Here is a 19,503-nt window from a genome sequence, read left to right on the forward strand (position 1 = left end):
GACTGGCTCCAGAGAATAGAGGTTGGCAGGGGCTCAACAATCGCACTATCCTTGCTAAATTCGAGGTGCCCAGTCGGGCCGCTCATGATACTGTCCAGGCTGATTGGCGATGCCCTTGGGGGAGGGGGGAGGCTCAATGAATCTACGAAACAAGCTTGAAGGCTTGGGGTTGGGTTCGGAGTTCTCCCCTGACGGTCTGCTTCCAAAATAACTCTCGATGGCAGGCCGCTTACATACAAGGTTGGGTGGAACGAAGTGAAACCCAACAGCGGTCGGCCATGTTGGGTTTCGCTAGCGCTGCACCCAACCTACAAATTTAAACTTGACAGACCACTAGCCCAACGGTTTGGCTTACAGCTTTCCAGGTGCAGAACGCGGTCATGAATAAATAGTCTATGAAGATCTTGATGCTGTCGGTGACGTTTCCCTATCCCCCCAGTCGTGGGGGAACTCAGGTGCGGACCTTCAATCTGCTGAAGGCGTTACGGAAAGACCATGCCATTACCCTGGTGACCCAGCGGGAAGGGGATGTCACGGAGGAGCAGATCCAGGCTCTGGGGGATTGGGTGGCGGAGTTGCGGGTGTTTCCCAAGCCGACGGGGGCTGGGGAAGGGGGGCTTCTGGGGAAGGGGGGGCGGTTTGCCCGATTCTTGCTGGACGGGACGCCCCCCAGTGTGATGGCGAGCTATTCCCCGGAAATGCAGGACTGGATTGAGGCGGAGGTGGCCACGGGGCGGTTTGAGGCCCTTACCTGCGAACATGCTGTGAATGAACGCTACGTGACACCAGCGGTGCGATCTCAAGTCCCTCGGCGGGTGGTGAATATCCACAGTTCGGTCTATGGCACCTGTCGCCAGCAGATTGCTACAGGGACAGCGGAGCGACCGGGGCGCGATCGCATTAATCTGTCCCTGCTGAAGCGCTACGAAACCCAGTACTGCGGCAAGTTCACCGACTTAGTGGTGACGACACCAGAGGATCAGCAGCAGATGCAAGCGCTACGGCCCGATCGTCCGGTCCACATCGTCACCAATGGGGTGGATTTGGAGATGTTCCCCCTGCGACCGAAGGATCCAGGGGGCCACCGCCTAGTATTCATTGGGGCCATGGACAACCTTCCCAACATTGACGCGGTGACATTCCTGAGCCGGGAGATTTTTTCCCTGGTGCAGGCCCGGTATCCCCAAGCCACCTTGGATCTGGTGGGATCGCGACCGACGCCAGCGGTACAGGCATTGGCAGAGATCCCTGGGGTCACGGTCACCGGGCGGGTGCCCTCCATGGTGGACTACCTGCATCGGGCGACGGTGGTGGTGATTCCCATGCGGACGGGCTACGGCATTAAGAACAAAACCCTGGAGGCACTGGCGGCGGGGGCTCCAGTAGTGGCCAGCGATCGCGGTTTGGAGGGGCTGACGGTAGACGGACCTGATGTGCCCCTGCGGGCGCTGCGGGCCAATAGGGTAACGGACTACGAGGCAGCCATTAGCCGTTTGTTTGAAGATGAAGCCCTGCGATCGGCCCTATCTCACCAAGGGCGCACTATGATTGAGACCGATTTCACCTGGGATCGTGCAGGTGACTGCTATAACCGGGTGCTGACTGGCTAGGGCGTGGGGATAATTCACGGGGAAACCCTTGCGGGGTAGGCATGACCACGCCCGCCCTACTGAATCAAGCTAGGGGCTGTAACCGCCCCATAACCAGGAATCTGGCTTGGATTGTCCCCAGCCCCTAGCGACCGACCCTCTTGACGCTTCCCGCTCCTATGCCCCAGAGCCTCAAATTTCTAAAGGGATTGCGATGGTCCGGGGCTGGCCCCAAGGGGCCGTCGCGGCCCCAACGCCTGGCACCAGGAGGGGTGAGCCTGTGGGTACAGACCCGTCCCCAAGAGGCTTGGTGGTGGGCACTGGTGCGATTTCTGCTGGTGAGTATGGGGCTGACGGCTGCGATCTCAGCCGTCAGTAGTCTGCTCTGGCTGAGCCTGGTGCTGCTGCTGCGCCCCCAGCCCCCGTCTTGGCTGGGCCGCTATTTACCCCAAACGGCAGCCAGTTGGGGCGAGATTGAGCCCCAGATCCAGACCCAGATTCACCAAGACATCGAAGCCCAGGGGTACCAAGTAGGGGACTGGATTGACCTCACCACCTGGAGCCCCGATCCCTACCTCCAGGGGCTGTGGCTGCTGCCCGTGTGGACCGTGCGATCGCCCTGCCAGAGGGACTGCGAAGTCTTGGTGGAATTGCGCCTCTACGGCCAATACCGTCAGACCCCCGAGGGGCGAGAATTTCAGCAACTCGATCGGCTCGTCCTCCAAAGCCCCACCCTGGCAACGGTCCTTGCGCCCTTGGTGCAGGCGGATGTGGAAGTGCCCCCCACCCAGGGAGAACTGCCGCTACTGGACCTCCAGCCCTTTGACCAGCCGGATCTCCCTGGCCTCTGGCTGACCCTGACCGGACGCTGGCAACAGGGGGGGCAGCCCGTCCTCTACGGTCAAGTTGTCCATATTGATCCCCGCCTGTTGGGGGCGCGATCGCTACTGACTTGGAGTAGTCCCCATCGGCAACGGCCCCTGTGGATCAACCTAGACCACTCTGGTCCCCCAGAACTGGTGGTGGATCAGAGTGTGGGACTAGAGCCGGGGTTCCGGGTTTATGCCCTAGCCGGGGGCGGTACCGCCCTGATTTCCCAGCGATTGGTCGGCATTAGTCTACTGGAGTCCTCCCTAGAGGGAGCCGAGGGGCAAAACTACGACACCGCCCTCTACCTGGCCCAAAATGGCCTCTGGTCTCTGGCCCAAGAGCGTCTGGAGGCCATCAAAAAGCGTAGACCAGAGCAATGGTCCATCGAGACGGAACGGCAGTTGCAACTGGTTGCCCTCCATGCCCGTGTCACCCAGGCCCAAGCGACGGGGAACTGGTCTCAACCCAGCCAGAAGCTCTTGGCGTTGCTCATCGATGGCCGCTGGGAGCAGGCTCTCCAGGAATTGCAGGAGCCCAGCGAAAGCCTGAGAACGAGCATTCTGCCGCTGCTAGCGGGGGACAAGTCGGGGCGGCTGTGGCGGCGGGTGACCGCTGCTCTGCGGGTCGATCATCGTCGGGATGCAGCCCGTCTCTGGGGGGCGCTGTTGCTACTGGCCAAGGAGGATAAGGCCACGGCGGAGCAGTGGTTGGCCCAAGCAGCCAATGGGAAGCCCCTGAAGGATCGGTTCAGCGCGATCGCGGCCCGTTTTGCCACCCCGACCTCTGATGACCCAGGACGTGCGAGCTTGGCCACCCCAAGCCAGAGGGATCCAGCGAACACCCCGACCGCTCTAGTCCCCACCGCCTGGGCAGGCACCGCCCAAGAACTCAGCGCTCTAACCCTAGATCAGTGGCATCCCTTCCCCGAAACAGCGGGAACCAACTTGCCCATAGGCCAGCGCTGGTATCAGATTCAACTTCAGCACCAGTTGCTCGCACCACAATGGCAACCCGTAGCCATCCCCACCACCGCCCCGAGTCCCACCACCCTCGGGGCGCTGTGGCAGCGGCTAGGTCCAGCCCAGTCCTTGGAACTGCTGCCCGTCACAGGTAACGGTAGCAGCACGATCGTGACGGTGCAGGCAGCCCAGTGGCAGGGAAATCAGCTTCTCCTGCTAGCCACCGGCCCCCCCGTCGGTAACGGGCCATGGCTAGCCCTGGCAGGCGGACAGTTCCAGCCCCTCACCGCCGTCAGCGGGCAATCCCTAGGGGACTCCACCCTAGACTGGGCAACCACCAGTTCCTGGCTGATTCCCTTGGCAGCGACCTGGCAACTAGCGGCGAATAGTCCTGACGAAAAGCTAGACCGCGCCCCCTGGGGCAATGGTGTAGTGCGACAGGCGGATCTCACCGGAGACGGCACCCCAGAGCGGATCGTGACCCTGCCGGGACAGGGCACCGCCATTCTCACCGCCGAGGGTCAGATCCTATACCAGGGTTCTCCCGATCGCCCCCTAACGGGCTGGATCAGCGGCGGTTCCAGCGTCCTCCTGGTAGAATCCGGTAGCCCGCCGGGATTCCGAGCCTGGTCTATCCCACAACAGCGATTTGAGTAGCGATTTGAGTTTTGAGTAATGTCAGAAATTGTCTGGGAAATTTCTGGCAATCTTGAAATTCGTCAATACAATCAATACACGTGTTTATCCCCAGGATTCCTCCCGGACATCACCCACTGGCCCTGGATGGTGCTAACAACACGCTTTCAGCGCCCACCTACACCGCGCCTATTCGCGCCACCTCCCGCCCGAATCTGTCCTGAGGTCACCCGTGTCTAGTTCCCGTCATCCCCAGTCCCCAGAGCCCCTCCGCCCCACCAGCAGCAAGCCGACTCGGCGATTTCGCGTTCCTCGCTGGTTGGGGATAGGGGTAGCCCTAGTGGGGGTGGCCAGTGCTTCAGCGGCGGGAGGAGCCTTCCTCGCGGTCTCCCTGGGCAGCACCCCCCTGATGCAATCCCAACTCTCCCAGGAGGATGAGGGAGCCTTCAACAACAGCGATCCCATTACCGCCGGGGGCAATCTGCGGGTACCGCGCCTGACCCGTCCCGTCAATATTTTGGTGCTGGGACTGAAGGTATTGAGCACCGATGTCAACGATCCGCCCCCTGAGGTGCGTAATCTGCGCTACCACGCCCTTGTCAACTCCTTCGAGGGGCTATCGGACACGATGCTCCTGGTACGGTTTAACCCCCACAATAATCAGCTCGTGGTTCTGTCCCTACCCCGCGATACCCGCACCTGGGTTTCCGGAGAACTCACCAAGTTGAATGAGGCCAATGCCTACGGGGGGCCAGCCCTAGCAGCACGATCCGTTAGCGAGTTGCTGAATGGGGTGGCCATCGATCGCTATGTACGCATTAATGTCCAAGGGGTAGAGACGCTAGTGGATGCCCTCGGGGGCGTTACGGTGAATGTCCCTCAAGACATGCGCTACCAGGATGACAGTCAGCGCCTCTACATCAACCTCAAGGCAGGGGAGCAAAAACTCGATGGCGATCAAGCCCTCCAATTCCTCCGGTTTCGCTATGACGCCAAGGGAGACATTGGCCGCGTCCAACGCCAGCAAATGTTGATGCGGGCCATCATTGAGCAGAGCCTCAACCCCGCCACCATTAGCCGCCTGCCGAAAATTCTGTCCGTGATCCAGTCCCATGTGGACACCAACCTGAATGTGGAGGAGTTGCTGGCCCTGACGGGCTTTGCAGCCCAGACCAGCGGCTCCAATGTGCAGATGTTGATGCTACCAGGGGATTTTAGCGACCCCACCCAGTTTGAGCTGAGCTACTGGTTACCCAACCTCCGAGCCATTGATGCCATGGTGGCTCGCCACTTTAGCTATGGCACCCAGCAGGTGGCTGCGTCTGAAGACCCAGCCTATCTGCGGGTAGCCATCCAGGACAGCACCGGAGACCCCGCTGCCCTCGACAATCTCCTCACCACCCTAGAGGAGAGCGGCTACTACAACGTCTATGTGGATCGGGAGTGGGATCAGGATCTCCCCATTACCCGCATCGTGGCCCAGAGCGGTGATCAGGCCAGTGCCGAAACCCTACAGCGGTTTCTCGGGGTGGGAGAAGTGCGGGTGGAAAGCACCGGGGTACTGGCCTCGGATATCACGATTCAACTGGGACGAGACTGGCTAGATGAGTACGGAACCCGCTCTAGTTTCCAGGGCTTGTAAGGCCCAATGACTTCTAACCAACTTTGGCATTGGCACATTACGGTGGCGGACAGTGAACCGCCGATCTGGCGACGGTTTCAGGTCAGCAGTTCCGTCACTCTGGCCCAATTTCATGGGGTGATTCAGGCGGTGATGGGGTGGCAAGACTGTCACGCCTATCGGTTCCAATATCGCCGACAGACCTATGCATTGCCGGGGGTTGCGCCCGCTAGAGCCACCGCTGCAACCCCACAGGATGTCACCCAGGTCACCCTTGCCGATCTGGGCCTCGCCCCGCCGGATGATCTCACCTACACCTACGATTTCCAGAGTGGCTGGCTCCATGTGTTGCGCTTGGAGGCGGTGACAGAGGGGAGGGATCAGCCTATTGTCGCCCACTGCTTGGAGGGGGAAATGGCTTGTCCACCCGAGGGCAGTGGTGGGGTATGGGGCTATGGAGAGCTTCTGGAGCGCCTCGCTGACCCCGAAGATCCAGAGTACGAGATGTTGTTGAACTGGATTGGGTTGGATTTCGACCCGGATAAGTTCGATCGTTCTGGGGCTAATCAGCGCCTGGGGGCGGTGGGGTAGGCATTCCTCGGCGTTGGCTAACCTGAAGCTGGGCCTGAAGTTGCTCCCAACTGCGGGCGGGTTCTTTACAGAACAACCCCTCACAGACGAGGCCCACGGTGTCGGGGGGCAGGTCGGGGTCGAGTTGAAAGACGGCGGTGGGACAGTACTGCTGGAGCAGAACGGGGATCTGGTCGGCTCTGGTGCGAACGAGGGTGCCGTGGTGAAACCAATCCAGGGCGGCAAAGAGACTGGGGCAGGCACGGGGCATCTGCTCCATGATGCTGCTAAAGGCTTGCAGGGCTTGGTCGGCGCGATCGCGGTAGGTCAGGTCCGCTGTCAGCAGGGATAGGCGCACTAGATTTGCGATCGCAATTCCATTTGCCGCTGGCGTGGCATTGTCCTGGTAGCTGCGCTCCTGCACCAGTAGATCTCCCCTGGCAACGGTGTTGTAATAGCCCCCCGCCGGAGCCCACAGGGCTTGGTCAAATTCCGCTTGCAAGCGTTGGGCTTGGGCGAGCCAGTCAGCAGCACGGCCCAACGCCCCCCCCGGCCATGCCAAAGCCGCCTGATGCAGATCCAGCAAGGCTTTGATAAATAGGGCGTAATCCTCTGACTGAGCGGGGACGGCGGGTTCGCCATCGTAGTTGAGGCGCTGGAATTGCCTATCTTGTCCTGGACCGCCCTGATCTGGCCCGCCCCGCCATTGATGCTGGAGGATAAACTCAGCGGCGCGAACCGCGATGACCCATGGAGGCTGGTCTAGCCCCCTGGGGCTGGTTACGCCAACCATCTCACCATAATCCTGCTGACCATAATCTTGCTGGCCATCGTCCTGCTGACCCATCACCGCCGCTGCCCGTGCCAGTCCGGAAATCATCAGACTATTCCAGGCCACGATCAGCTTCGTGTCGGTGACAGCAGGGATCCGTCCTGGCCAGGATTGCCCCTTGGCCTCCCCATTATTGCGAGCGGGGGGGAAGGTCTCCAGGGTATCCGGGGGTTGACCATAGCGGATTGCAAAGAGCTTTGCCAAAGTTCCCTCTAGCGCTGCATTTAAAACCCCAGGGATACGCCGTTGCAGGACGATTTTGCCCTCAAAGTTCCCCGCTGGCGTCACCGTAAACTGCTCCGTCAGGGCCACCAGTTCCGCCGGTGTCAGTGCCGCCGCCAGTTCCCCATAGGTCCAGACATAAAACGCCCCCTCCTCCGGTTCCGCCTCCGTGGCGGTGGTGAAGCTGTCGGCATCCTGGGCGGCGTAGAAATATCCAGCGGGGGCGGTCATCTCCCGCTGGAGCCACTGCACTGTCTGGTGGATCGCCCGGTCAAAGGCGGGTTCCCGATAGCCCGCGCTCCAGAGATCCGCTAGGTACTCCACAATCTGCCCATTGTCGTAGAGCATTTTCTCGAAATGGGGCACGGTCCAGGTGGGATCCACGGTGTAGCGATGAAAGCCCCCGGCCACCTGGTCAAAGATGCCCCCCAGGGCCAGGGCCAAGCCTCGCTGCTGACAGAGGGCAGAAACATCTCTGAGGCCATCCGCCGTGGGAGCAAAACGAAGGCTCCGCAGGGCGGTGCTGGCGTAGGGAATCATGGGAAAGCAGGTCCCCTGATCGCGAGGAATCAGGATACGGGCACTTTCCTCTAGCCCCCGCAGGAGCAGTTCCGAAGTCAGCAGCCCCGTTGTCCCCAGCACAGTGCCCTGGTGCAGGGTCTCTAGAATTTCCCCTTTCACTGCCCCCACTTTTTCCGGTTCCGTGTCGTAGAACCGCCGCAGGGCTTGGAGGACTTGCAGAAAACCGGGACGGCCATATTTGGGCTCCACCGGAAAGTAGGTGCCGCCGTAGAAGGGTACAAGGTCATCGGGGGCGAGGAAAATATTTAGGGGCCAGCCGCCGTGGCCCGTCATCATCTGGAGCGCCTGCATGTAGATGCTGTCCAGATCGGGGCGTTCTTCCCGGTCTACTTTGATGGGGACAAACTGGGCGTTCATGTAGGCCGCGATCGCGGCATCGGAAAACGCCTCCCCCTCCATCACCGTGCACCAGTGGCAGCTAGAGTAGCCTACGGAAAGGAAAATGGGCCGTTGCTCCCGGCGGGCCAAGGTGATGGCCTCGTCACACCAGGGCCACCAGTCGATGGGATTTTCCGCATGTTTCCGCAGGTAGAGGCTGCGGGAGTCAGCAAGGTGATTCGCCATGGGAACTAGTATCGAAAGGCAGAAGGCAGGTCACATTTAGACTATCGTTAGGACGTTTCAAAGCCTGGAACGAACAAGGGGCTTAAGAAATGAGAATTAAATAAGATTGGCTTTTGTAGGATGTGTTAGGCGGTAGCCGTAACGCATCATAACCCTTGAAGTCGATGCGTTACGCTGTCGCTTTAGCGCAGCCATGCCGCAGGCTATACACATCCTACAAAAGAATTCGGTTCTCAGGAACCTGGCTTTGATTGTCCACAGCCTTTAGCGTTTAGGCGCAACCATCCGGCCAAGTCACCGCTGGAAACTGTCCCGCCCGGTACTGGATCACCTTTCCCGACCCATCGGTTTCAAACACAAAGCGATAGAGTTTGAGATCCGCATCCACGGGGGTAAAGGTCAAGACGTGACCCTCGGTGTAGGGATTGGGCGTGATCTCTATTTGATTGGGATAGAGCTCTAACACCTCCGCCTCAGTGGAGCCGATTTTGAGGCCGCTGGCGGTAGTGATGGGGCTACCTTCCCACAGATCAATGCGAATAATCCGGTTATCCACCACCATTAAGCCAATCGCGGCATTCCTGACATTGGGCTGGTAGTAGGCGCAATCCCCCCCGGCATTGGCCCCCAAGGGCACCAGGGGTAAACCTAGGGCATCGGCCCCTTCCTCCACCGTCATGCCAATCCGCAGGGGACCGAGGCGGGTAAGGGTGACCTCAGCTTCCTCTAGCAGAGAGCCGTCCGCCAGTATCGTGGGCAGGGTAGCGGCCACTGCCTGCTCCATCACAGGTAGATAGGCCAGAGGTTCGGCAGCAATCCGCAGCAGTTGTAGGGTGTACCGCATAGGGGTGCGGGCCGTGGCCTCAGGAGTGCCACTGCGAAGGCGATGACCCTCGGGCCGACTACTCACTACGCCGAAGCTCGCTAGTAGCCCTGCCGTCAGCGCGATCGCACTAATCCAGTGATTACGTCTCATAGGGAATTGGGGCATCTACAGGTGAGTCACATTTCCCGCAATGGCCATCAAAGCAGAAAAACCTGCTGTTTGGCGACCGTACTGGGGGAACGAGTAACAGTCTAGCGCCCCCATAATCTGTAAAAATGTCGTCAACGACTCATCTCTAGCTCTCTTAGCCCCTATTTCCCGTGTCTTTTTCCCCCTCTCCCCCACCCAGTCCCAATCGCGATGATGAATGGATTGCTGTGGTCTTGGCCCTAGGCATCCTCGGCAGCCTCACCGCCTGGGTATTGGTGAAGTCTCCCCCATCTCGTCTCTGGATGGGAACTGGGGCGGGGGATGCTCCTGCTGCTCTGTCAGAGCGTCGAGAACAATCCGATTCCGGGGAAAGCAGAAACCAGCCAAGGGTGGAAACTAGGGTTGAAGCTGAAGCCGATCAGCCCTTCGTCAGTGGTTTATCCCGCTTTCAGGTACTGCGAAGACCCACTACGGCCCCCGATGGGGCTGTTATTGGCTCCGGTGCCGCCTTGGGTCAGCGGGCATTTCCAGCCCTGGTTCCCCCAACGACTGGAACGGTAGCGGGAACGGCGGCTGTCGCCCCCCTGATGGTGCCCCAGCCCGAGATCCCAGTGCCCGCTGAGGCTCAAACCACTGGAGATGGCATGGGAGCGGTTCAGCCCCCCTTGGTATTTTCCGATTTGCCGGAGGACCATTGGGCAAAGGGCTATATCGATGGTCTGACGGCGCGGGGGATTTTGGCGGGATTTCCCGATGGCACCTATGGCCCCGACCAGCCCTTGACCCGAGCCCAGTTCGCCGCCCAGTTGGCCCAAGCCTTTGACACCCTCCCGTCCCAGCGGGCACCCCTGTCTTTTCAAGATCTCGCCGCCGACTATTGGGCGGAAACCAGCATCAACCAGACGGTGGCCCAGGGCTTTATGAGTGGCTACCCCGGTGGTGTCTTTCAGCCGGAGGAGACGGTGCCTCGGGTCCAGGTGATGGCCGCGATCGCGGCGGGACTCCAGATGCCGGTCCAAAGCCGCCCGGAAATCATCTTGCAAGCCCACCCCGATCAAGAGCAGGTTCCGGCTTGGGCACGTCAACAGGCTGCATCTGCGATCGCGGCTAACTTGGTGAACCCGGAACCGGGACGCCCCCTTGCCCCCAATCGTCCCGCCACTCGGGCTGAGGTGGCGGCAATGCTATACCAAGCCCTGGTCTACCTAGGGGAGGTGCCCCCCCTGGATTAATGATGCCTAGTGCTCTGTCAAGCCTCAATTGGTAGATACTGTGTTAGCGCCTTAGGGTCAAGACTGCTGAGGCGCTAGCTTTTTGGGGTCAAATTCCTGTCCAGAGGACAAGACCGCATAGATCACACGAATGAGCTTGTGCATCACCGCCCCCACCACCGCCATCTTGTGCTTGCCATTGTCCAAGAGCCGTTGGCGAAAAGCTCTGACCTCAGGGCAATGACGCATCAGACTCAGCGCTGGGAAAAAAAGAGCTTCGCGCAGATGGGCATTGCCAATTTTGCACAACCGCGCCTTGCCATTGATAGAAGAGCCAGACTGATGCTCCTGGGGAGTCAACCCAGCAAAAGCCGCCAGTTGAGCGGCAGAGCCAAAGACCTTAATCGAGCCAATTTCCGCCAGGATAATGCTAGCGCTATGTTCAGCAATGCCAGTAATGGAGGTCAACAAGCGGCAGGGCTCCGCCAACGATTCCTCCCCTTGAATATGCTGCTGGCAGCGCTCCTTGAGAGCCTTAGCCTGTTTTTCGAGAAACTCGATATGGGCCTCAATATCCGTTCTCAGTTCCGAGTCACGACAGAGCTCAAGGCGATTTTTCTCTTGGGTGAGCATCTGCTCCAGCGCCTTCAGACGGCGGGTGAGGCTCTGGAGCTGGGCGATCGCCGCTGGCGTGGGATGCCACAGACTGGGCTGGATATCTCGACAAAAGCGGGCAATCAGGGCGGCATCAGCGGCATCGTTCTTGGTGCGGCTGAGTTGACTTTTGGCATACCCCTTGATGCGGGCTGGGTTGACGATACTGACCTGGTGGCCCTGCTCATGGAGATAGGTAGCTAAGTCATGGCCATAGATGTTGGTCGCCTCCAGACAGGCATGAATTGCCCCGAGAGCATTCCCTTGGAGCCAATGGCTCAACTGCTCAAAGCCGCTGGGGGTGTTGTCAAACTTGGCGTGTTTAGAGGATTTGCCATTACGCTTACCACCACTCAGTAAAGCTACGTCAAAGGTGGCTTTGCTGATATCAATACCGAGGAAGATGATGGGGGCTGTACTCATTGGACTGGCTCCAGAGAATAGAGGTTGGCAGGGGCTCAACAATCGCACTATCCTTGCTAAATTCGAGGTGCCCAGTCGGGCCGCTCATGATACTGTCCAGGCTGATTGGCGATGCCCTTGGGGGAGGGGGGAGGCTCAATGAATCTACGAAACAAGCTTGAAGGCTTGGGGTTGGGTTCGGAGTTCTCCCCTGACGGTCTGCTTCCAAAATAACTCTCGATGGCAGGCCGCTTACATACAAGGTTGGGTGCAGCGCTAGCGGAACCCAACATAGCCCACCGCTGTTGGGTGATCCTTCGTTTCACCCAACCTACGAGGACTTATTGTTCTGCCGCACCAGCCCAACATTTTCTGGTCCCCTCTCCCACGGGGAGAGGGCTAGGGTGAGGGGCCAAGGTGTACCACGATGGATCGGCAAGTCCCTTAGCTGCCGAAGCTAGGCAAGCTGACATCGGAAAAACTGGGCAAATCGAGCTGCTGAGTGCGGCGAGTCCGCACCGCCAGCCGATAGCTCACACTCTGCAACTCCGACTGAAGCTGGCGATTTTCTCGCTGAAGATGGGAAACCCGCTGGCGCACGGTATCCATGCGCTCGGCAAATTTCTGGCGATAGACCTTGGGGAGTTCCTGCACCACCTGCTCCAACATACGGGTGCGATCGCTTAGTTCCTGAACCGTCTGCCGTAATTGCACCGTTTCAGTATTACGCTCTTCAAGCTGATTTTGATAGAAGGCGACCTGTTGCTCCACCCCTCGGAGTTGTTCCCGTAGCGCCCGCACCTCGGCTTGGTGCTGCTCCGACATCTGGGGGGTCGGCATAAAGCCGGTATTGCCCTTCACCAAGCGAAAAAGTTCCTGGGAAAGTTGCTGCACTAGCTCATCGCGCATCTGCAATTCTTCTTGCAGGCGCGCCACCTCGGCTTGGGTGACCGATGAGGACGGGGTTGCCAACTGCGTCACGACGCTACTCCAAAGTTCAAAACTAGGGCGGGGTCAGGGCTGAAACTCGCTAGTGCACACCTGATCAGGCTTTTGCTGGTGATACTTTAGCATCGCCTATCACAAGTGGCACTTGTAATAGGTAAATTTGTAAGCAAAATCCAGAAAAACGCCCCAATCTTCAACTATGCTTCCCTTTCCCTCAGACCTCAACCCACGCAACAACCCCTGCTAAGTGAGAATCTGGGTCAGACCCAGGCATCCTCCTCGCCCCAAGTGCTCACCGGACGCAGCGCCTCAGGAATCCTATCGGCGGGCGGAAACTCCAACAGGGTTTCCCGATAGCCCAGATAGCCCGACATCGCAAAGGCAGTCAGCATTCGCTCCAGGGCTACCCACACCACCTCATCAAAGGCCCAGTCGTCATAACGACGAGCATCATCAGCAATAGCCCGCAGTGCCCAAAAGTAGCTGTTGCGAACGGTGGAACCCGTTTTTTTATAGGGAGGCACATCATCCCGGTGGACAAAGAGCACAGGGGCATCAAGGCGACAACGCATGGAGATATCGATAGGTGGCGGTTATAGCAGGATTTCAGTTTAGGATCGAAACACGGCTTGATGCTCTGGGTATCAGCAGTGTGGCCTTTCTAGATCCGGCTGAGTTCCGGAGAAGTACGAGTGGCGTCTATGGCAGCGGCAGTTTCGATTCAAAACGTCCACAAGGTCTACGACAATATTCCGGTGGTGAATAATCTTTCCCTCAATATCCAGGCGGGGGAAATCTTTGGGCTGTTGGGACCCAATGGAGCTGGGAAGTCCACGACAATTCGGATGCTAACGACCTTAACCTCTCCTTCCGAAGGGCATCTTGTCGTCGCCGGATACGATGTTCAGCGCCAAGCCACAGAGGTGCGGCGGGAAATTGGGGTCGTACTGCAACAAACCAGCGTGGATGGCGACCTCTCGGTGTGGGAAAACATGGAGCTCCATGGTCGGATGCACCACATTCCCAAACTCCAGCGGCAGCGGCGCATTACCCAGTGGCTAGATTTTGTAGAACTCAGCGATCGCCGGCTAGATAAGGTCAAGACCCTATCGGGGGGGATGAAGCGACGGCTGCAAATTGCCCGTGCTCTGCTCCATGAGCCCCGAATTCTGTTTTTGGATGAGCCCACGGTGGGACTAGATCCCCAAACCCGGCGACGGTTGTGGGAGATTATTCAGAGCCTAAACCAGCAAGGCATGACCATACTGCTGACTACCCACTATATGGAGGAGGTAGAGTACCTGTGCAATCGGGTGGGCATCCTCGATCAAGGCCAATTGATTGAAATTGGGACGCTGACAGAACTCCGCTACAAGCACGGGGAGGGACTGGTCATGACCCAGCAGGGCGATCGCTGGACCTATAAGTTTTTCCCCACGTTGCAAGAGGCCAATCAGTACCTGGAGCAACAGCCAGATAAAACTGGCATGATGACTCGCCCCACAAACTTGGAGGATATCTTTGTAGAACTGACGGGTCGCAATCTAGACTAGGTCTTTCTGCAACGTCCCTATGCCGCAACTGGCGAGTTTGATCGAAGCTATTCTCTACCTGAAGGGTCGGCCATTGCCCATCGCCCGCATCGCAGAATATGCCGGGTGCGATCGCGAGATGGCAGAAGAAGGGCTAATGGAGCTGATGAACGACTACGCCCACCGGGACGGGGCACTGGAATTGGCCGAAACCAAGGAGGGCTACTGCCTCCAGCTCAAGACAGGGTTCAAACACCTGGTGGATACCCTCATTCCCCTGGACCTCGGGGTGGGGGCGCTACGGACCCTAGCCGCGATCGCGCTGCGGGGACCGATCAGCCAAACGGACCTAGTTGATCTACGGGGGTCCGGCGTCTATCAGCATGTGCAAGAGCTGGTGCAACTGGGCTTTGTCAGCAAACGTCGCCAGTCCGATGGCCGCTCTTTTTGGCTCCAGGTGACCAATAAGTTTCACCAGCATTTCGAGATCGACCAACTTCCCGCCCTCACCCGTCGCGACCCCAAGACGCCCCCCGCCCCGCCGGAAACCCCTGAAGCGAAGGAGTCTCCTGAAACTGACGCTGCTGCAACTACGGATGCCCCCGAAGCTTGAGTAACTCAGCAGGGCAGGTTTTGAGCATTGGGCGCGGGCACCGCGCCCCCACGGGATATTTAATTCAAAATTCCTGTCCCCTGTCCCCTGTCCCCTGTCCCCTCACCCTCATACCCGTGACCCACCCCGCCCTTCGGGCACCCCTCCCAAGAGGGGATGTTAGGCGGAGGTTCCTTGAGCACAGCCAAGGCAAGGGATCGCCCCTACGGCAACATTCTGCATTGGGCGCGGAAACCGCGCCCCTACCCAAGCAACTCAAAACTCACAACTTCCGGTCCCCAACACCCTCATACCCTTACACCCCCCACTCCCCATCCCCCAACAAAGTAACCAGGGAGATGCGCTAGAGTCAGCATGGTAAAAGCTGGTCTTGCTGTACAGGCATCTCTTCGTCCATGTCATTGATCTTTCCCCGCCGCCGTCGTGTTCTCCTGGGTTGTCTAGGGGCAATCGTGCTGGCCCTTACCCTAGTCTTGGGGTGGCAGTCCCCTGCCGCCGCTGTCCCCGCTCGTCACTATACTGATCTCACCTTTCCCCCCCTCAGGGACATCCAGATCCCCGACTTTGAGCGCTACGAGTTGGACAATGGCCTAGTGGTCTACCTGATGGAGGATCATGAGCTGCCCTTGGTGAGCGGCAGCGCCACCTTCCGCACTGGGGAGCGTCTAGTGGACCGCGATCGCACCGGGCTAGGCAGTCTCACAGGACAAGCCATGCGTCTGGGGGGCACCGACAGTTACAGCGCCGATGACCTCAACCAGCGCCTAGAGCAGCGAGCCGCCGCCGTAGAGACCAGCATCGATACAGACGTGGGCAGCGCCAGCTTCAGCACCCTGACAGAGGATATGGGGGAGGTCTTTGCCCTCTTTGCTGATGTGCTGCAACACCCCGCCTTTGCCCAGGACAAAATTGATCTGCTCAAAACCCAGTATCGGGGGGGCATTGAGCGCCGCAATGATGACCCTGACGCGATTGCCTCTCGGGAATTTAGAAAACTGGTCTATGGTGCCGATAGCGCCTACGCCCGCACCGTGGAATATGCCACCCTGAATGCCATCAGTCGGGATGACATAGCATCGTTTTGCCAAGCCTCTGTGCGCCCCGATCAGACTATTCTCGGGATTGTCGGGGACTTTGATCCGGCCCAGATGAAGGCAATGATTGCAACCGTGTTTGACGACTGGCGGTCTCCGGCAAACACCCCCACCTTGCCCCCCACCCCCACAGCCCAGCAGGCGCAGACGGGCCTCTTTTTCGTAGACCAACCCCAACTCACCCAGAGCTATGTGCAGATTGGCCATGTGGGTGGGCAGCTTAATTCCTCTGCCCATCCAGCTATGGCGGTGCTGAATGAGGTGCTGAATGGCTTTGGGGGACGCTTGTTCAATGAAGTGCGATCGCGCCAAGGATTGGCCTATGTCGTCTATGCCTACTGGTCGGCTCGGTTTGACTATCCAGGGCTGTTCATCGGTGGCGGACAAACGCGATCGCAGGCCACAGTCCCCTTCATCCAGGCGGTCAAGGACGAGCTGAATACCGTTCGCACCACCCCCATCACCCAGGAAGAACTGGATCGGGCCAAGGATTCAGTGCTAAATAGTTTTGTCTTCAACTTCCAGAACCCCAGCCAAACCCTCTCCCGCTTGATCCGCTACGAGTACTACGGCTACCCAGAAGACTTTGTCTTCCAGTTCCGACAGGCAGTGTCAGACACCACAACGGCAGATGTCCTGCGAGCCGCCCAGGCCCAGATCCGACCGGAGGATCTAGTCGTGCTAGTGGTAGGGAACGGAGCCGAAATTCAGCCCCCCCTCTCGACCCTCACGCCTGATGGCACAGTAACCCCCGTGGATATCACCATCCCCACGACCGGGGCTTAAGTAACGACGAGGCAGAGCCTCGGTGAGGATTCCCAGGCAGAGCCTGGGAACCAGGAACCGGAGCTTAAGTAGGTGGGCATAGAAAAATGAGTTGTAGGATGCTGTTAGGCAAAGCCGTAACGCATCGTCGGCCTGCACCCACTCCCTAACACGACTTGGAAGGTTATGTCTTAAAACAAGCTGAAAAGCCTGCTAAGTCGTTGTCTCCATACAGACATCCAGTTCCCTGTTCGCGTTAGCGGCTCCCCTAGGGAGCAACGGAGTCGTTGGCTTTGCCGCCCCAGAGGGGCTAGGGAACGGCCAGAACCCGGTGGTGTGGCTGGCTTTCTCCCTTCGGGAGACGCTTTGCGTTGGCGTAGCCTGTCTGAAAGACTTACGACTCCGCTCAGCCAGCGGTCAACGGGCTCGATTCTCCGTAACCTTCCAAGTCGTGTCCCTAACCCGCGCAGGCGGGTTTTGGCTGTATAGGCGCGGTTTTAACGGCCCGCCTCTTAACTAGGGGCTAATGAGATCCCGTCAGACCGCCGCCAATTCCGCCTGCTGCCGGACTGGGGCAGGTGCCTCCGGCACAGGGCAATAGACTTCAGCGGAGTTATTGGGGCTCTCGATCAACTTCACCTTGTAGAGGGTCGCCCCAGTGGTGCGAATGGGTTCCCGCAGCAGATCGCGAATGTGAACTGCAATATTTTCAGCAGTAGGCACCACTTCAGCGAAGTAGGGAATGTCCTTATTCAAAAAGGTGTGGTCAAAGGGCTCCACCACGTGATCCTCAATGGCGGTTTGCAACTCCACCAGATCCGCCAGCATCCCTGTGCGGGGATCAATTTCCCCCTTGACAGTGACCTCTAGGTGGTAATTGTGGCCGTGGCCGTGGGGGCGGGCGCACTTGCCGTAGATTTCCAGGTTGTCCTCATAACTGAGGTTGGGCAGCGCTAAGCGGTGAGCAGCGCTGAAGTGGGTGCTGATAGTGAGATACGCTTCCATACCGTTTCCTGTGTATTCGGCCCAGAGTTCAGGGTGTTCAAAAAGTTGAATTTTGACAAGGGGCAGGTGAGAACTGAGGCGCTGCCACAAAACCCGCGCCATGTGCTCGGTGGTGGGTAGGGTGGCCCGAAATTCGGGCCACACCTCATTGAGATAGGAAAAATCGAGCTGTCCGGTCACCTCTCGCCGGATGACGTGTTTGACATCGGAGAGGTTGAGGACCATACCATATTGATCCAGCTCCCCCACCATAGAAACGTAGAGGACGTAATTATGGCCGTGGCCGGGAGCCTGGGTACATTTGCCAAAACGGGCGACGTTTTCCTCAGGGCTCAACTCTGGGAGCCAATAGCGATGACTAGCTGAGAACTGAGCGCGACGGTTGATGATGCATTGCATGGGGAGAGACCCAGGGTTTCTGAGTTAAGTTCCGTAACGTATTCTGTTATCAGCATAGTAGAAACCACTGGTCTCCGGGGCGGTAGCGGTGGAAGGGCGATGGTCATTGACGTAGCCGCCCTAAGGGGTCACCGCCTATCAGGAAGCAGGGGGGATTGACAAGAAGTAAATAAATATTGCATTCTTCTCTCATAATTACCCGGCCCAGTGCATCAAACCCCTGCCCAGTAGCACTTTCTCTCTAAAGCTTGGATAACTTTTATTTTCATGAGTTGCTGACACGAGGCCAAAAATCGTAAAATTGAATACAGAATACTGAGAATCGTTCATCTCGATAGGTCACGCACTTGTATCGTCAAGTCTGCTAAAGCCTTCGAGACGGAAGTAGGGACTCCCCGAAGGAACGCGCCTCTCCGTCGTGAACATGAGTGAATGGCTAAGCTTGGAGGCGAAAAATGAAACTTTGTTACAGAGGCGTTGAGTACGACTATACTCCCCCTGTTCTAGAGGTAACGGAGAGTGAGGTTCTGGGCTGCTATCGGGGTCGCCCCTGTAACTTCTCCTACGTGCGGCATATCCCCTTTCCGCAGCCTGTTGCGGCGATGAAATTCCGGGGCCATGCCTACCAGACCAATAGCCATGGCAGCCTAGAGCCCTTGGCGCAAATGCCCGAGGCCGAAGTGGTACCGCCAACTCCCGCCTATCGTTCCATGACCCAGGCAAGGCGGCAACTGTTGAAGGAAGCGACCCGCATCCACCAAGACAACATTCGTCGTTCTCTAGAGCATCGGATGGCGATCGCGCGGTCCCAGGGCAATGATGGACTCCTCCATCAACTTGAAGAGGAACTGCACCAGTTTGCCTGATTTCCCCTAAGACACAAGGGGGAAACATGACCTGCTTCTGCGGCACGGAACCAGACTGGAACCTCCCGCAGATCCAAAATTTAATCGTTGTGCTGTAGCTGGAGCAGAGGGGTGTGCGATATCGCACACCCCTTTTTTTGGGGAGATGCTGGGGTCAGTCACTAGCAGCGGGGGAGCCATCGATAACCGAATCGTGTTGCGGGCTTTGAGCAGGGCAATATGCTCTTCGCGGATGATGGTCAAATCTGGGTATCGATTACGGGGCTCTCCTCGGACTTCTAGCTCTAGCCCGTGACCCCGCAATCGTCGATGGCCCACCAAGGGCAGAAACAGCGTAAACAGCAGGTTGGCAATCTCGACATTCATGCCGGATTCTGGGGCCACAGCAATCAATTCCCCATTGAACAGCTCATAGAGGGTATCTGTCCCGTCATCGTAGGACAGATATGCTTCAAAGCTCTGAAACCTTGGCTTAAGCTGGACCATGGCAGACCCTAGACTTCCAGGGCGTGTCACGATGCCCTATGCCTGATATTCTATGGCTCTGATCTATGGTGACCTATTAGGGTGACCGATATTAGGGTAGGGGCAAG

The 19,503-nt window shown here is 58.3% G+C and carries 16 protein-coding genes and 1 riboswitch; of the genes, 9 read left to right on the forward strand and 7 right to left on the reverse strand.

Annotated elements, in window-relative coordinates; all coding sequences use genetic code 11:
* The first annotated feature begins 395 nt into the window (after positions 1 to 395).
* From LEP6406_RS0200010 to LEP6406_RS0200025, 4 genes are all read left to right on the forward strand, one after another.
* The gene (locus tag LEP6406_RS0200010) at positions 396 to 1,610 is read left to right on the forward strand and encodes a glycosyltransferase family 4 protein (protein WP_008308499.1); all 1,215 of its coding nucleotides are present in this window, start codon (positions 396 to 398) and stop codon (positions 1,608 to 1,610) included.
* 251 nt (positions 1,611 to 1,861) lie between these two features.
* Entirely contained in the window at positions 1,862 to 4,075 is a 2,214-nt protein-coding gene (locus tag LEP6406_RS0200015; RefSeq protein WP_155834594.1) for a hypothetical protein, read from the forward strand.
* Between the two features lie 211 nt (positions 4,076 to 4,286).
* A complete protein-coding gene (locus LEP6406_RS25970; protein ID WP_008308493.1) occupies positions 4,287 to 5,696 on the forward strand; it encodes an LCP family protein in 1,410 nt (469 codons plus the stop codon).
* Positions 5,697 to 5,702: 6 nt separating this feature from the next.
* Complete coding sequence (locus LEP6406_RS0200025) at positions 5,703 to 6,266, forward strand: plasmid pRiA4b ORF-3 family protein (protein WP_008308491.1); 564 nt, start codon at positions 5,703 to 5,705, stop codon at positions 6,264 to 6,266.
* Here the strand turns inward: LEP6406_RS0200025 and LEP6406_RS0200030 are convergent.
* The gene (locus LEP6406_RS0200030; RefSeq protein WP_008308489.1) at positions 6,238 to 8,445 is read right to left on the reverse strand and encodes a thioredoxin domain-containing protein; all 2,208 of its coding nucleotides are present in this window, start codon (positions 8,443 to 8,445) and stop codon (positions 6,238 to 6,240) included. The two genes, LEP6406_RS0200025 and LEP6406_RS0200030, sit on opposite strands and share 29 nt — an antisense overlap.
* Positions 8,446 to 8,716: 271 nt before the next feature.
* Positions 8,717 to 9,421 carry a hypothetical protein gene (locus LEP6406_RS25975; protein WP_008308486.1) on the reverse strand — a complete coding sequence of 235 codons (705 nt, stop codon included), beginning with the start codon at positions 9,419 to 9,421 and terminating at the stop codon, positions 8,717 to 8,719.
* Between the two features lie 170 nt (positions 9,422 to 9,591).
* Here LEP6406_RS25975 and LEP6406_RS29850 point away from each other — a divergent pair, with 170 nt between their 5' ends.
* Positions 9,592 to 10,653, forward strand: coding sequence for an S-layer homology domain-containing protein (locus LEP6406_RS29850; RefSeq protein ID WP_008308485.1), 1,062 nt, complete (start codon positions 9,592 to 9,594; stop codon positions 10,651 to 10,653).
* A gap of 57 nt (positions 10,654 to 10,710) precedes the next feature.
* On the opposite strand, the gene LEP6406_RS0200045 is transcribed toward LEP6406_RS29850, so the two are convergent.
* From LEP6406_RS0200045 to LEP6406_RS0200055, 3 genes are all read right to left on the reverse strand, one after another.
* Positions 10,711 to 11,709, reverse strand: a complete 999-nt coding sequence (locus tag LEP6406_RS0200045; protein WP_027268693.1) for an IS110 family RNA-guided transposase — start codon at positions 11,707 to 11,709, stop codon at positions 10,711 to 10,713.
* 423 nt (positions 11,710 to 12,132) lie between these two features.
* Positions 12,133 to 12,669: an Npun_F5560 family protein gene (locus LEP6406_RS0200050; RefSeq protein ID WP_008316423.1), complete on the reverse strand. Its 537-nt coding sequence runs from the start codon at positions 12,667 to 12,669 to the stop codon at positions 12,133 to 12,135.
* Between the two features lie 227 nt (positions 12,670 to 12,896).
* Positions 12,897 to 13,208: a hypothetical protein gene (locus LEP6406_RS0200055; protein WP_008316425.1), complete on the reverse strand. Its 312-nt coding sequence runs from the start codon at positions 13,206 to 13,208 to the stop codon at positions 12,897 to 12,899.
* A 129-nt stretch (positions 13,209 to 13,337) separates the two neighbouring features.
* On the opposite strand from LEP6406_RS0200055, the gene LEP6406_RS0200060 reads away from it, so the two are divergent.
* From LEP6406_RS0200060 to LEP6406_RS0200070, 3 genes are all read left to right on the forward strand, one after another.
* The gene (locus LEP6406_RS0200060; RefSeq protein WP_008316427.1) at positions 13,338 to 14,189 is read left to right on the forward strand and encodes a daunorubicin resistance protein DrrA family ABC transporter ATP-binding protein; all 852 of its coding nucleotides are present in this window, start codon (positions 13,338 to 13,340) and stop codon (positions 14,187 to 14,189) included.
* 19 nt (positions 14,190 to 14,208) lie between these two features.
* Positions 14,209 to 14,781: an SMC-Scp complex subunit ScpB gene (scpB, locus tag LEP6406_RS25985; RefSeq protein WP_008316430.1), complete on the forward strand. Its 573-nt coding sequence runs from the start codon at positions 14,209 to 14,211 to the stop codon at positions 14,779 to 14,781.
* Positions 14,782 to 15,176: 395 nt separating this feature from the next.
* Complete coding sequence (locus LEP6406_RS0200070) at positions 15,177 to 16,661, forward strand: M16 family metallopeptidase (protein WP_008316432.1); 1,485 nt, start codon at positions 15,177 to 15,179, stop codon at positions 16,659 to 16,661.
* Between the two features lie 516 nt (positions 16,662 to 17,177).
* Here the strand turns inward: LEP6406_RS0200070 and LEP6406_RS0200075 are convergent.
* Entirely contained in the window at positions 17,178 to 18,044 is an 867-nt protein-coding gene (locus tag LEP6406_RS0200075) for a 6-carboxytetrahydropterin synthase (RefSeq protein WP_008316374.1), read from the reverse strand.
* 321 nt (positions 18,045 to 18,365) lie between these two features.
* A riboswitch (Glutamine riboswitch) is annotated at positions 18,366 to 18,454 on the forward strand.
* 45 nt (positions 18,455 to 18,499) lie between these two features.
* Here LEP6406_RS0200075 and LEP6406_RS0200080 point away from each other — a divergent pair.
* Positions 18,500 to 18,910, forward strand: coding sequence for an arginine synthesis PII-interacting regulator PirA (locus LEP6406_RS0200080; RefSeq protein ID WP_008316375.1), 411 nt, complete (start codon positions 18,500 to 18,502; stop codon positions 18,908 to 18,910).
* Positions 18,911 to 18,916: 6 nt separating this feature from the next.
* Here LEP6406_RS0200080 and LEP6406_RS25990 read toward each other — a convergent pair whose 3' ends face one another.
* The gene (locus tag LEP6406_RS25990; protein ID WP_008316376.1) at positions 18,917 to 19,396 is read right to left on the reverse strand and encodes a Uma2 family endonuclease; all 480 of its coding nucleotides are present in this window, start codon (positions 19,394 to 19,396) and stop codon (positions 18,917 to 18,919) included.
* Positions 19,397 to 19,503: the final 107 nt, after the last annotated feature.

Source organism: Leptolyngbya sp. PCC 6406, assembly GCF_000332095.2.
Classification (GTDB): Bacteria; Cyanobacteriota; Cyanobacteriia; order Phormidesmidales; family Phormidesmidaceae; genus PCC-6406.